Source organism: Bartonella sp. MM73XJBT.G (assembly GCF_028618435.1).
Taxonomy (GTDB): domain Bacteria; phylum Pseudomonadota; class Alphaproteobacteria; order Rhizobiales; family Rhizobiaceae; genus Bartonella.
Genome location: NZ_JAQISW010000005.1, coordinates 15,837 through 30,223, shown reverse-complemented (window position 1 = coordinate 30,223; position 14,387 = coordinate 15,837). Strand labels below are relative to the sequence as shown.

General features: G+C 34.1%; 9 protein-coding genes. 1 reads left to right on the top strand and 8 read right to left on the bottom strand.

What is annotated here, in order from left to right:
* Positions 1–188: 188 nt before the first annotated feature.
* The 7 genes from PVV59_RS04095 to PVV59_RS04065 all read right to left on the bottom strand — a co-directional run bounded on the left by PVV59_RS04095 (position 189) and on the right by PVV59_RS04065 (position 11,003).
* Positions 189–3,074: an EAL domain-containing protein gene (locus PVV59_RS04095; protein ID WP_273754749.1), complete on the bottom strand. Its 2,886-nt coding sequence runs from the start codon at positions 3,072–3,074 to the stop codon at positions 189–191.
* Between the two features lie 405 nt (positions 3,075–3,479).
* A complete protein-coding gene (locus tag PVV59_RS04090; RefSeq protein WP_273754747.1) occupies positions 3,480–4,754 on the bottom strand; it encodes a pitrilysin family protein in 1,275 nt (424 codons plus the stop codon).
* 84 nt (positions 4,755–4,838) lie between these two features.
* Positions 4,839–6,236, bottom strand: a complete 1,398-nt coding sequence (gene thrC / locus PVV59_RS04085; protein WP_273754745.1) for a threonine synthase — start codon at positions 6,234–6,236, stop codon at positions 4,839–4,841.
* A gap of 662 nt (positions 6,237–6,898) precedes the next feature.
* The gene (locus PVV59_RS04080; protein WP_273754880.1) at positions 6,899–7,261 is read right to left on the bottom strand and encodes a hypothetical protein; all 363 of its coding nucleotides are present in this window, start codon (positions 7,259–7,261) and stop codon (positions 6,899–6,901) included.
* Between the two features lie 205 nt (positions 7,262–7,466).
* Entirely contained in the window at positions 7,467–7,796 is a 330-nt protein-coding gene (locus PVV59_RS04075; RefSeq protein ID WP_342753239.1) for a hypothetical protein, read from the bottom strand.
* A 210-nt stretch (positions 7,797–8,006) separates the two neighbouring features.
* Positions 8,007–8,363, bottom strand: coding sequence for a hypothetical protein (locus PVV59_RS04070; protein ID WP_273754742.1), 357 nt, complete (start codon positions 8,361–8,363; stop codon positions 8,007–8,009).
* 1,944 nt (positions 8,364–10,307) lie between these two features.
* Complete coding sequence (locus PVV59_RS04065; protein ID WP_273754741.1) at positions 10,308–11,003, bottom strand: HAD family phosphatase; 696 nt, start codon at positions 11,001–11,003, stop codon at positions 10,308–10,310.
* Between the two features lie 367 nt (positions 11,004–11,370).
* Here PVV59_RS04065 and PVV59_RS04060 point away from each other — a divergent pair, with 367 nt between their 5' ends.
* Positions 11,371–12,459, top strand: coding sequence for a site-specific DNA-methyltransferase (locus PVV59_RS04060; protein WP_404978353.1), 1,089 nt, complete (start codon positions 11,371–11,373; stop codon positions 12,457–12,459).
* Positions 12,460–13,247: 788 nt separating this feature from the next.
* On the opposite strand, the gene mutY is transcribed toward PVV59_RS04060, so the two are convergent.
* Positions 13,248–14,354 (bottom strand): A/G-specific adenine glycosylase, encoded by a 1,107-nt coding sequence (gene mutY, locus PVV59_RS04055; protein ID WP_273754739.1) that lies wholly within the window; start codon positions 14,352–14,354, stop codon positions 13,248–13,250.
* Between the last annotated feature and the right edge of the window lie 33 nt (positions 14,355–14,387).

Genomic DNA, 14,387 nt, shown 5'->3' with positions numbered 1-14,387 from the left:
AAGACGATTCATAAAAAGGCATTTTCTCCCTTTTAAAGAGTTATTTCTTCACCTAGGCTCTCCTTACTTGTGATAAGTCAAGCGAGTAGTTTTGATTGATTCAACATGAGAGCAATTTTGAAATAAGAGAATTTTATGGTATTCAGAGTTTTAATTCAAGTTGAATAAGGCTAACTTATTATTATAAATCAATATGTTGGCTTATAAGGGAAATGGCTTTGAACGAGAGTAATTAATTCTTCTATAGCAATTGGTTTCGTCACAAGTGTGCTTTGAACATATTTACAGCCTTCTTGACGGAGGAAGATTGCTTCTTTTTCATTTTCAACACCTTCTGCGATAATTTGTAAGTTAAGATCTATCGCCATATTAATGATAGATTTGAGAACGAGCTTCTTCTTGAGAGAGTCGATTGAAATAAGTGAACGATCAAGTTTAACCATATCAAATGGATAACGCACAAGATAGGTCAGTGATGAATAACCTGTTCCAAAATTATCGAGTGCGAGGTTCATTCCAAGTGTTTTAATTTGTTCGAGAAAGTGCGCTGATTGTTCAGGATTGTTTCTTAAGACAAATTCAGATATTTCAATCATCAAACGCCCTTTGTGGAGCGGATGGCGAAGCAGAGCGGCACGCAATTGACTGATAAAGCGAGGATGAATCATCTCTGCGCTTGGCAAATTAATTGAAATAAAGAAAGATTGTTGAGAAAATTTTTCTTCTACATTTATAAGATCGATAATAGCATTATCAATGATAAATTGTGACAAATCCATAACGATTTGTTCGTTTTCTACGATCTTTATGAAATCAGAGACATTTAATTTTCCATAAGTTGGATGATGCCATTCCACAATTGTTTCAAAACCAATAATATGTCCGTCTGATAAATTAAGAATAGGATGGTAGAGAATTTTCATCTCATGACGCTTTATGGCATAATGAATATCTTTTTCCAGGATATTCTGCACGAGACCCAAAGTGCGAAAATTAGGACGAAAAGGTTCAATATGATTTCCCCCCATTTGTTTTGCACGAATCATTGCTAATTCACTATCATTAAAAATATCTTTAGCCGTTGATCGGCTTTCACTCCATGTAACCAATCCGATAGACGTTGAAAGAATTATTTTGTTTTCTGAAAGTGAAATAGGTGCTGAAATTGTTTTGTGCAAATTATCCGCAAACGTTGCAATTTTTTGTGGTTCAGTCTCACTGAGTAAAATAATTGCAAAACGGTCTGCTGAAAGGCGCGATAAGGTATCTTGAAAGTTAATAAGACGATTTAAACGACGGGCGATTATAAGAAGTACAGTATCCCCAACGGCTATGCCTAATTTACGATTAATTTGGCGAAAATTATCAAAATCAATCATAAAGACGGTCGGTCTAATTTTAATATTTGCTTTCGCTAAAGAGGTATAATTTTGTAGCCTATCAAAGAAAATTTGTTGGTTAGGAAGACCAGTTAAGCTGTCGTGGATCGCATCATGCAATAAGCGTTCTTCAGATTTTTTATGGTTTGTAATATTGACAATGGTTCCAATGACACGTGTGATTTTCCCGTCTTTTTGCATTGCTGGCCGTGCGCGAAGAGAAAACCAATGATAATAACCACCACCAGAAGAGAGCCGAAAAATTTGATCAATTCGCCCTTTTTTATTTTTAAGAATGATATCCAATACGGCTTGAAAGCGTTCACGGTCATCATAATGCAATGCTGAAATCCAGTTGCGCATAGTTCCATTAAGGTTTTGAATTTCAGTACCAAAAAGGGTTTTCATATTTGGATGAACAACAATACGATCACGCTCAATATTCCAATCCCAAATAATATTTCCAGCTCCTTTTGCTGCGAGAACTTGCTGTTCAAGGTCGGAAAATATTCCTTCATGGAAAGCGTCATTAGAAAAAGTTTGTTGTAGAACAGTAAAGCTAATGAGAAGAACAATGAGCACTAATCCTCCTGCTAATGCTGGTTGGATAATATCATTGTTTAAATGTCCTGCTATGCAGGCATAGGCTCCCACACACCAAAAGCTAATAAGCAACCATGTTGGGATAAGCATAATGGCGCGGTCATAACTTCGGATTGAAAAATAGATGATTAACAGTATACCCAGTACAGTGGTAAGGCCAAATGATAGACGGGCAATTCCTGCTGCTCTGACTGGATCATAAATAGCAAAGGCTCCTAAACTGCAAAAGGCAATAATCCAGGCGATAGCACCATAACTAAAATGATAATGCCAGCGATTAAGATTGAGATAGGTAAAAAGAAAAATGAAGAGTGTCGCAGCTAGTGCTACTTCTGTACCTGCACGCCAGATTGGTTGTGTTGTGAGTGTAACTGCAAAGAATTTATTTAAAAAGTTGAAGTCAATACCAATGTAAAAAAGCACAGCCCAAGCGACAGCAGCTGTTGCAGGAAACAGCCCTGTTCCACGGACAACGAAGAGAACGGTTAACAAAAGCGCTAAGAGACCTGATATCCCAAGAAGAATACCGTGATAAAGTGTATAAGAATTAATGGCGTCCTTATAAGCTTCAGGTTGCCATAAATAGATTTGTGGTAGATTTTCAGAGTTAAGTTCGGTTACAAATGTAATAACAGCACCCGGATTGAGAGTAATATGAAAGATATCAGAGTTCATACTCGGCTGACGATCGAGAGAAAAACCTTCACTTGGTGTTATAGATTGAATCCGTTCTGATCCAAGATCTGGCCAAAAAAATCCGGAGCGAGCCATGCGGTAATGAGGTGCAACGATGAGACGATCGACTTGTTCATCTGTTGGATTTGCAAGAGAAAAAACTGCCCAGTTTCCGGAAAATTTTTCGCTTTTTGCCTGCACTTCAATACGCCATACAATACCATCTGGTCCTGGTGCTGTGCTTGTTTGAAAAATAGAATTGTTTGTATGATGAATCTCAATTGCTTTTGAGAGATCAAGAGCAGCATCTTGAGAAGAAATCTTAACAGGTTCAATAGCGTGTGCTGATGTAAGATGGACAAAAGAACTAACGACGATAATGAAAATGATGTCAATTATTTTACGCAAACTCTTCACAATGTCCCACTCTCAATATTTTAGGATGTTTAATTTTCATTTAGATTTTTGAGAAAAAACGTCCACCTTTTATCATTTATTTATAGAATAAATTGTGATCACTTCCTCTTAAAGTTATATGATTTTATATACAAATAGACCACATACCCATTTGCTTCCATGAAATTTGAAGTGAATGAGATTTCATATTTTAGAAGTATAAAATTATACCATGATTTTCTAAATTTCATGGATATAAACTTTACTTACTAGAATCTCTATCACATGAAGGAGGAATTGGATAGTTTTGTACGCCTCTTTGCCCAATATTTCCAAAACTTATTTAATGAAAAGAGTTTTAGTGGTAAATTTTATGATAGAATATATTCATACTCATTGTGATGGTTCTTAAAAAAAAACAGTTTTTTACTTTAGCTTATATGAAAGAGCTGATGTTAAGTCATCAAAATTCATAAGAGGGCCTACAGGTCCGACAGCAGTAAGTGTTGGCGTGGAATTTGTAAAAAGGCGATGCGCTAAATCAGTTAATCTTGTAGGTGTGATGAGATTGAGGCGTTCAATTGTTTCCGATATTGAAATGGGACGACCGTAAAGAAGTATTTGGCGAGCAATGAGATGTGCTTGACTAGAAGGATTTTCCTGTGACATTGTTAGATTAGCACGATATTGCGTTTGTGCTCGTTGGAGTTCATTAGTGTGAATGTTTTTGCTTGCTTTGGAAAGTTCATCAAGAATCACAGGTAGAAGTTTTTTGAGCCCTTCTTGTCCAGTCGCTGCATGAACACCAAAAAGTCCAATATCTGAAAATCCCCAATGAAAAGCATAAATAGAATAACATAATCCACGTTTTTCTCTTACTTCTTGAAAAAGACGTGAGGACATTCCTCCACCAAGAATGATTGAAAGAATTTGGGTTGCATAAAAATCACGTGCGTGATAAGCACGTCCTTCAAATCCTAGGACAACTTGCGTGTCCATTAAATCCCGATATTCACGAAAGTCGCCACCAACATAATTTGCAAGATTAGGAAGCGAGGCGGTTGAATGGGGGCGAAAAGTGCCAAGACGACTTTCAACTTCTTTTAAAAAGCTTTCATGTTTTACAGCGCCTGCCGCAACGACAATCATACGATCTGCACTATATTGTTGATTGATGAAATCATGAAGATCAGCAGATGTGAATGATTGAATAGTTTTAGCTGTTCCTAAAATAGAACGACCAAGGGATTGATGACGAAAGGCTGTTTCTGTAAAGTGATCAAAAACAATATCATCAGGTGTGTCATGGGCGGCACCAATTTCCTGAAAAATAACTTGTTTTTCTCGTTCTAGTTCGTCTTCGTCAAATTTTGAATGCATCAAAATATCGGCTAAAATGTCGATAGCGAGTGGGATATCGTTTTTAAGGACACGTGCAAAGTAAGCTGTCGTTTCAATACTGGTTATGGCATTGATTTCACCGCCAACATCTTCAATATCAGTTGCAATTTGAAAAGCGGTACGGTTTTCAGTTCCTTTAAAAGCCATATGTTCAAGCAGATGGGCAATACCATGCTGTGTGAAGGTTTCATTGCGTGAGCCCACTTTAACCCATATTCCGAGTGCGACACTATCAATCTGTTGCATTGTATGTGTGGCGATCGTCAAACCATTACTAAGGCGACAAACTTCTACATCCATGTATTTACGACTCCATTAAACAAGCTAAAGATCTAATTATTAAGGATATTAGAATATTCTTGATTTAAATTAATGCAGCTAACTTTAATAAGATGCACGCGATTTTAAAGAAATATAATCTTTTACTATTTTTTCATCATTAGCAAGACTTATGAAGTGTTCTTCAGCTTCCATGACATCACTAAGATGAGATGGCCATGAGGCATGAAGTCCGCAAGCATTTTTAATCGTATCAGGAAATTTAGCAGGATGAGCCGTGCCAAGAACAATCATTGGAATATGCGGTTTTTTATTTTCGCGCGCTACTTTGAGGGCAATGGCTGTATGTGGATCGATAAGATAGCCACTTTCTTTATAGACACGATCAATTGTTTGTGCTGTTTCAGTCATGTTACTTTTTCCAGCGGAAAAGAGAGAACGAATATTTTTGAGTTGCTTTTCATCAAGGGTGAAAGATCCCATTTTTTTCAAGTTTTCCATTGCATTGCAAATTCCCATTGGGTCACGATTACTGCTTTCAAAGAGTAAACGTTCAAAATTAGAAGAGACTTGAATATCCATAGAAGGTGAAGTGGTATAGACGATTGGTTGTGTTTCGTAAGTACCGCTGATCAATGTACGTGTAAGGATATCATTCTCATTTGTTGCAATAACCAGTTGAGCAATGGGTAAACCCATACGCGCAGCGACATAACCTGCAAAAATATCACCGAAGTTTCCAGTAGGAACAGTAAATGAAACAGCTCTATCAGGAGCACCTAAAGAAAGTGCAGATGAAAAATAGTAAACAATTTGCGCCATGATACGCGCCCAATTTATAGAATTAACACCTGAAAGGGCTCTTTTTTTACGAAAATGATGATCATTAAACATTGCTTTGACAAGAGCTTGGCAATCATCAAAACTTCCTTCAATGGCAATGGCATGAACATTTGTACTTTGATTGGTTGTCATTTGTCGTTGTTGAACAGGTGACACACGCCCTTTAGGAAATAAAATAAAAATATCTGAGTGTTCCTTTTCCGCAAAAGCTTGTATCGCAGCTCCCCCTGTATCACCTGATGTTGCAGCAATAATTGTTGCACATCTATTTTTTTTAGTCAAAATATAATCCATCAGTCGAGAAAGAAACTGCATTGCCACATCTTTAAAAGCTAAAGTAGGCCCATGAAAGAGTTCAAGAATAAACTCATCTGTTCCAGTTTGTTGTAACGGACAGATTGCTGGATGATGGAAGGTTGCATAAGATTCAGTAATCATATTCTCAAAAGCTGTATACTCGATCTCATTATTTACAAAGGGCCACAGAACTGTTTTAGCAATCGTTGTATAAGACTGTCCACGAAGTGCGCGTAACGCATCAAATGATATTTGCGGAAATTTATCAGGAAGATAAAGTCCACCATCACTTGCCAGTCCTGTCATGATCGTTTCCGTAAAGCTTAAAGCAGGAGATTGCCCTCTCGTGCTGATATATTTCATAAGTTTTATCCTTTTTTATTTCTGGCAAATTGATAGAGTTATTTATTTCATGTTTTTCATAATATTTAAATTATTAAATGGATAGAAGCTTATTTTTTTCCTTTTAACTCAATAATAAAAGAAAAATGAAAGAAATGATTTTAAACATTTTTATTTTTGAGATATAAAGCTCAAATGTTCACAAAAAAACCTGTTACAGTTAGAAATTTTCTCTCTATTATTTATTCAGTTAAATTTACAAGCGTATCTTCACTTATCGTATCTTCCTGAATAATAAAATCAAATAGATAGAATGGTATTTATTGAAGAACCTTTTTATAAAGCTCAATTATCCAGAGCTATTTTATGCTCTTCTATTTTGTAACAATTAAATTCGCTAAAATGAATCTTGAAATGATAAACCTTAGAATTAACACTGGAAAACCTATAAGGTAATTTTATGGCATTTCGTGCGAAAATCTATATTTTGAATAATCTTCGTTTAGCTTAATTTATCAGCTTATGTACGAATAGGTATTATAAATAAGTATTATATTTGTGTCATACAGTATGATAACCTAAAGCTTATCCATAGAAAGCATAAAAACAGCCTGCCAAATAATGGAAAGCAGGCTGTAAAATGTTCCTATTTTAAAGAGAGAAAATAATTGAATATCTTTGAATTATTTGCCTTTAATTTTTCCGATTGCCCATCCGATTATTCCGCTAAATATAGCCATGATAGACCCTGTAAAGAATCCAAAACCCAAAGAACCTACTGTAGAAAAAATACCTATAGTAATGGGTTCAAACACTTTCTCAAATTTTCCTTCAATGGCGGATTCACTTTTTGCGCCATGAGTAAAATTTGGAACATAAAAAGTAGCGAGACTGATAGCTTTTTTCTTTCCTTGTTCCATGAGAGAAATAGTTTCCCATTGAGCATCATTTTTCAAATAATTGGCATGAACATTTATAACTTGTGAAAATAAAAAAGCAATCACTATTAAAATATTTAATACATAAGTTTTCAATACTTGAAGCATCATTTATCACCAATACTTTTATTTTAATCAAAATTGAATAGATGCATTGATAGAATAAGTGTACATTAAGAGAAATATAAGTATTTACTTTTCATACTTAATGGGATAATTCTTTGTTTCTTTATCATCAACAATGAATAAAAACAGAATGCATCTATAGTTTATGTTTCATACGAGAAGATTTTATTCTTCTGAAATTTCAATTTTAACGAGATTTAAAATACGATATTATTTTGCTTATTATCCATCCTAAAAACATGCCTGCTGTACTTGCAGCATATCCAATTGCCACCCCAATACCAAAAGTCCCCAGTGTAAGAGGCTCAAAGACCTTTTCAAATTTTCCCTCAATGGTCGTTTCATCCCCCACACCATGATTTAGATTTTGTGTATAGAGAGAAACAGAATGGATGACATCTTTTCTTTTCTGTTCTATTGCTGAAACAAAACTATTCTCACGATGAGTACTCTTTTGCAAATACTTTGCATTTACGCTTACAACCTGTGAAAGAGAAAAGGCAAACATCATGAACATAATTAATATATCACTTTTAAACAATTTAATCATAATTTACCTCAAATACTTTATACTATTCAATATATATGCGTAAATTTATATTTTGGATATTTGGATTTAATCTACGTCATTTATATTTTAGTAAGAGGAGCTTCATTATGTAATGAATTATAATAAAATAATAATACATAATGAAGCAATTATTCTAGCGTTATACAATGTGTTGAATTATTTGAACATCAATACGATATCTTTTATCCAACTTATGATCGAACCTATAAAACTCATAGCATATCCAGCAAATAATAGTCCCATTCCTACAGTCATGGGTTCAAGGACTTTTTCAACTTTTCCTTCACCGACTGTTCCATTTTGTGTTTGATAACTTACAGATGGAGCATAGAAAGCAGTTGTAGAAACCGCATCAGATTTTGCGTTCTTTACTTGTGCTATTAGAGGAATAGACAATTCCTCTTTTGGGGGAGTGTTTTCTAAATAGTTTGCATTAACATTTATGGTTTGTGAAAGAAAAAAAGTGCTCGCTATAAAAACACTTAAGACATAATTTTTAAATAATTTTACCATAACTTTACCTCAAATAATTTTAAATTATATGTGTAAGTAAATATACAATATGTATGCAAAACTTACTTTATATAAAAACACATATTTCATTATGTATTTTTAGTCAATATTTGAAATACATAATTTAAAATATAGTTATAATTTTTATAAACATTATTGTAAAAAAGTGACAGTAATAATTACAAAAAATATTTTTAAATCGTTTATTTATACGTTAATATATTTTTATAATTATGATGATCCTATCAAGATATATTTTATATCATATTTTTTAATACACTTAGATATAATAACATTGATTTTAATTTTTTACGTATTAAATATATAAAAATGATCTTTATTATAGAATATATAATAAAAAATATGAAAATTATAATTTATACGAAAAAACTCTCAACAGTGAATATAAAGGACATCGCTAGAATTTTATCAAATATATTTGTTTTTATGGATATCTGTTATTAAAAATATATACTATTTAGATACTATAAATATCTTCTTAAAAGTTTATATTTCATTTTAATTTATAGATAATAAAAAATATACAGTTTTTGATAGTGAAGTAGAGTACGGATTGAATAAAGATGAATACTATGATCTTTTCATCAATATGAATAGCACGACCGCAGACAGTGTTCAGAAGAACATCGATAGAGATATATTTGTGCGTGTACCCCAAAAATTAACATTGGATAATATTTAAAAAATTTTCTTCTGCCCAAACTGAAAAACTACTTTTTTTAGAAAGGGCGTTTTTATTAAAGTTGGATTATTTTTGAAAAAATCAAATTTCATTACTTATTTAAAAAAGTTTATTAAGTGCTTTGAGAAAATTTTAAGCTGCTACTAGTATCTCTTGACGGTATTCAACCTCGGCTATTATATGTTTCATATTGAAATATTTGTTTAAAAAAACGTTTAGCTTATTTTACAAGGATACGTGTGAGTAGTATAATGATAAAACTCTAAGTTCATAAGTCACCGCCATCTTTATTTTTATAAAGGATTAAGACGGTATGGATCATACGCTAGGCTCGTTCCTAATGTTCCTATAACCCTCGGCTCTTGAGGTGCTTCATGAAGGGGTGTTTTTATTTATTTTTTTAATTAACTTAATATATCCAGATTTGAAATGAAAGATTTTTACGATATTCATTTTTGTTTAATCTGAATAACGTTAGGTTATCATTATAAATCAATGTATTGCTCATCATTTTCTTGATAAAAATATTTCCTATAAAACCGCATATCTTTATAAAGACATATTTTCTTAGTCTTTATATAACTTTAGAGAGGTTATGGCAATTGATGTTGTCAAAAGATTTTTTACGCAGCAATATCAATAAACCTTCAACAAGTTTATGAGATTTGGATTGAGAAAATATAAGCCCTTATAACTTGGAAAGGATGCTTTTGTCATTTTCAATAAACTTTTGTGTTTTACAGATTCCGCGAATTTTAAAGTATTCGCCTGTGGTCAATACGAACAGAGCATACAATTTTACCATGTTGGGTAATGATTTAATAAGCGGAGGGTGATGATTTTGACATAGCAATTTTCACATCTTATTGAGCAAGGAGTTATAATATTCTTTTCTTTGACAAATCTAGTCATTTATCAGGATGGGCTGCTGATGTTGGAACGAGGATATTGGATTTGAGAAAAATAGGCAGTTTACCGGTAGGATTGCTTTCCCAGAAGAGTGGATTCCTATGCGTTTGTATCCTTACTTTTGGGCTCCAGCATGTAATGGTTAGACTTATGGTTTCTGGGCAAGTCCCATATTTTTTCTTCTTCTTCACATTATTAAGATGTAATCGCCCTATGTTGAAAATCACGTATTGATTAAAGTTATTAGAAAAGAAGAGAAGCAAGAAGGGGAGGATATTTGGATAAAATATCCTCTTACAAGAATTTACAAACTGATGTCTTCAAGAATTTTTTTATAATAAATCGCGCCATACAGCCATTGCTTCTAAAACTTCTCCTAAATGAGCATGTTTTGCGATAACCGTTTCCGCACCAGCTTCTGCAAGTGCATTAGAGTGGCCAAGATAGCTATGGGAACCTCCCGTAAAGCCGATGACACGCATGCCTGCTGCTATAGCGGCATGAACACCATGAAGTGAATCTTCTATAACGATTGTGTTTTGAGGCTCTACCTGTAATTGTTGTGCGGCAAAAAGGAAAACATCAGGGGCTGGTTTCGTTTTTTTTGTTCCAACTTCAGGGGCTGAAAATATTTTACCTTCAAAAAGGTCATAGAGATCAACAGTGGTGAGCATTTCTTTTATATCTACGCTTTTTGCATTAGAGCAGATACAGTAGGGATAGCGCGTTTGAATCATTTCTACAGTTTCTCTTACATCATCAATAGCTCGTAATTCAGTTTTTATTTGTGTACGAAAAATATTGGTCATCTGATCTATGAGATGAGCAGAAACTGGTTTTTCTGTTTCCTGTTCAACGTGTTTAAGAATATCGCGAAAGATAAGCCCTGCAAAACGCTCACTCAATTCTTCCGCTGATATTTCATATCCTGTTTGTTTGAGCAATTGAGATCCAATTTTTGCTGCAAGATATTCAGAGTCGACGAGAACTCCGTCACAATCAAAAATAATAAGATCTATCTGAGGCATAAGATATTCCTTTACATACGAGATGGACAATTTTCATGAAAACAATATTAAGATGACCTTATTTTATAAAAATATGCTTTGAAAACGATTTTTAATTCTTTTACAAAATAAAAGCTATAAGAATAGTACATAAAAAAAGAAAAATAAGGCTTCATTCTTATGAAAGTTTTTTGACTTAAAAAAAATAAAAACGAATATCAATTTTGTAGAACTTTAACGATACGTTTACTCTATTTTGTAAATATGGATGGGTAATGCGGGCCTATAAACTATTTTGATTGATTATAGGGCAAATTCATTTCATTTCGTTGGGTTTTTCATGACAGTTATTCAGCTTCAAAAAGATTTCATTCGTACTTCCTCACAGATGCCATGGCGCAATAAAATTTTTAAAGGAGATTGTGTTGCCGTTTTAGAAAAATTGCCAAAACATTCCGTTGATATGATTTTTGCGGATCCTCCTTATAATTTGCAATTGGATGGTGCTTTATACCGCCCAGATCATTCGCTTGTTGATGCGGTTGATGATGCATGGGACCAGTTTGAGAGTTTTGCTGCTTATGATGCTTTTACTCGAGCATGGTTGCTTGCGTGTCGTCGTGTGTTAAAACCCAACGGAACGCTTTGGGTTATCGGATCTTACCATAATATTTTTCGAGTTGGTACGGCATTACAAGATTTAGGTTTTTGGATGCTTAATGATATTATTTGGCGTAAAAATAATCCGATGCCTAATTTCCGAGGGCGCCGCTTTCAAAATGCCCATGAGACGCTGATTTGGGCTGTGCGAGATCAAAAAGACAAAAAGTACACATTTAATTATGATGCTTTAAAAGCAGCAAATGAAGATTTACAAATGCGTTCAGATTGGCTTTTTCCTCTTTGTACTGGAGCTGAACGTTTAAAGGATGATTCAGGGCGTAAATTACATCCAACACAAAAACCACAAGCGTTATTAGCACGTATTATTATGGCTTCTAGTAAGCCTGGTGATGTTATTCTTGATCCGTTTTTTGGTTCGGGAACAACAGGTGCTGTTGCCAAGCTTTTAGGGCGTGATTTTGTTGGGATTGAACGCGAGCAAGATTACATTGACGCAGCATGTGAGAGAATTGCGGCGATTAAACCTTTAGCGCAACCAGAACTAGCAATTTTGGATAGAAAAAAAGCAGAACCACGTGTAGCATTCAATAGTTTGCTTGAAGCAGGTTTACTCTATCCTGGGGAAGTTCTTTATGATCGCAAGAAGCAAGTATCTGCTATTGTAAGAGCTGATGGTACGATTATGCATGGTGGTGAAGCCGGCTCAATTCATGCAATGGGGAGAAAGGCTCAAGATTCGCAGAGTTGTAACGGTTGGACCTTTTGGTATTATGAGGAAAATGGACGATTGAAATCCATAGATCATTTAAGAATGATCATACGCTCACAAATGTTAAAAACAGGTGTTTTATAAACGAAGAAGATCACTTCATTCTATTGACCACCAATGTGTAGGTGCCCTTAATTAAGAGAGACATAAGGGCATTTTATGCTTTTAAAAGCGTTATTTATATGCTCGTTTTGCTTGCAAAGTGGAAAGTGAGTGTTTTCTTATATTTCTTGTAGAAAAAATTAAGGTGAAGAATCTTCATTCTATACTTTTATTTAAGTATAAAAATAGTCAAATTATCAATCGATATAATTTTATGAAAATCAAATAACAGAATTAAAAAGATTCATTTAGAAGTTCAAAAAAATTAAGTTCTTTTAAGGAGGGAGTATGTACATTTATGGATGTGCGTGCAGTATAGCAATATATTAACTTATAACGATAATTCAGCATTATTCATCTTTTGAATTAGCGTCTCAAATATCGTCATATTTTTTTATTTCAAAGCTGTTTTATATTGAGTCAATAAAAATCACTTTTTTGCACCTCATAAGCGGAGCTAATATAGGGCTAAAATTTCTAAAGAAAGGACTAAAAGTACTTCTTATGAACCCTCTCAAGAGTTGTGGGCTGTAGACAACATTGGAAGTTGATAAAGTGTGTGATTGTATCGGCTTGCTTTTGCGTAAGTGAAAAAAGATAAATCCTGAAATTTAACTATAAGCTTTCTAAGCTTTTTTTATTTTTGCTTAATTTTTATTTGTAAGAAAAATTGGTTATTTCACGTTCTTAAATTTTCTTTTACAGAGGAAGAAATGGTCACTAGGGATATCAAAGTCTCCGTTAACAAACATTTTTATCAATAGGGACGGTCATTTAAATCTGAACGAATTGGGAAGTGCTATGGAGATAGCTTTTTTCATAACAGTAGGGAGCGCTTCTTCGGCAAGGTGTTGAATATTGCACCACCAACCATTTTCACAATTCGTTTCATGAAGATCGTCAGTATAGTAAACATCGAGTTTTAGAGAAAAGTGAGTGAAAACATGGGTAATTTGTCCTTTGAATTTCCAATTAGCAGTAAAGGGTGCATTTTGAAGTCCATTTTCGTTGTTTATGCCAATATTATTAGGAATTTGGGTCATTCCGCCAAGGAGTTTTTGTGTCTGTCTTTTTTCTAAATAAATTTGTCTCTTTTTATTAAGGATCACAAAAGCAACACCTGTTTTTAAAGGGCGTTCTTTTTTAGGAGTTTTGACTGGAAAAGCTTCTGTTTGTTGTATCTTTTCCGCTTTGCATAAACTTTGAAGAGGGCAGATAGAACAAGATGGTTTGCGTGGAGTACAAATTGTTGCTCCCAAATCCATCATTGCTTGAGCAAAGTCGCCAGGACGATTTAAAGCAATAATTTTTTGTGTTTGTTCTTTAATTTCAGTTTTTGCTTTTGGTAATATTGAAGTGATAGCAAAAAGGCGAGCTACCACACGTTCGACATTACCATCAACCACTGCTACAGGGTGGTTAAAAGCGATTGCGGCAATGGCTGAGGCTGTATAATCTCCAATCCCCGCAAGAGTTCGTAAGGTTTTTACAGATTGTGGAAATTGTCCTGCGTAGTTTTCAACAAGCTGTCTTGAACATTTTTTAAGATTACGTGCGCGTGAATAATAACCAAGTCCAGCCCATGCTTTCATAATGTCATCTTGTGAGGCTTTTGCTAAAGAAGAAAGATCAGGCCAAAGTTTCAGAAATTTTTTAAAATAAGGCTTAACCGTTTCAACGGTCGTTTGTTGAAGCATGATTTCAGAAAGCCAAACGTGATAAGGATCAGGACGGATACCTTGTTTTTGTTCTTCAGGAGTAATCCGCCATGGGAGATGTCGGTGATTTTGATCGTACCAAGAAAGGAGGTGCGAAGAAATTTCATACATGATTGTTTTCAAGCATAGGGAGATGTAAAATGCAAAAGAAAAAAGCATTTATTGGTTCATCTATGTTTTTTTGCTCTTGTA

What these genes read in the sequence shown, in the direction of transcription:
- PVV59_RS04060 (WP_404978353.1), top strand. Translation starts at nt 11,371, where the DNA reads ATGCCATGGCGCAATAAAATTTTTAAAGGAGATTGTGTTGCCGTTTTA.
- PVV59_RS04065 (WP_273754741.1), bottom strand. Translation starts at nt 11,003, where the DNA reads ATGCCTCAGATAGATCTTATTATTTTTGATTGTGACGGAGTTCTCGTC.
- thrC (WP_273754745.1), bottom strand. Translation starts at nt 6,236, where the DNA reads ATGAAATATATCAGCACGAGAGGGCAATCTCCTGCTTTAAGCTTTACG.
- PVV59_RS04090 (WP_273754747.1), bottom strand. Translation starts at nt 4,754, where the DNA reads ATGGATGTAGAAGTTTGTCGCCTTAGTAATGGTTTGACGATCGCCACA.
- PVV59_RS04075 (WP_342753239.1), bottom strand. Translation starts at nt 7,796, where the DNA reads ATGTTCATGATGTTTGCCTTTTCTCTTTCACAGGTTGTAAGCGTAAAT.
- PVV59_RS04070 (WP_273754742.1), bottom strand. Translation starts at nt 8,363, where the DNA reads ATGGTAAAATTATTTAAAAATTATGTCTTAAGTGTTTTTATAGCGAGC.
- mutY (WP_273754739.1), bottom strand. Translation starts at nt 14,354, where the DNA reads ATGCTTTTTTCTTTTGCATTTTACATCTCCCTATGCTTGAAAACAATC.
- PVV59_RS04080 (WP_273754880.1), bottom strand. Translation starts at nt 7,261, where the DNA reads ATGCTTCAAGTATTGAAAACTTATGTATTAAATATTTTAATAGTGATT.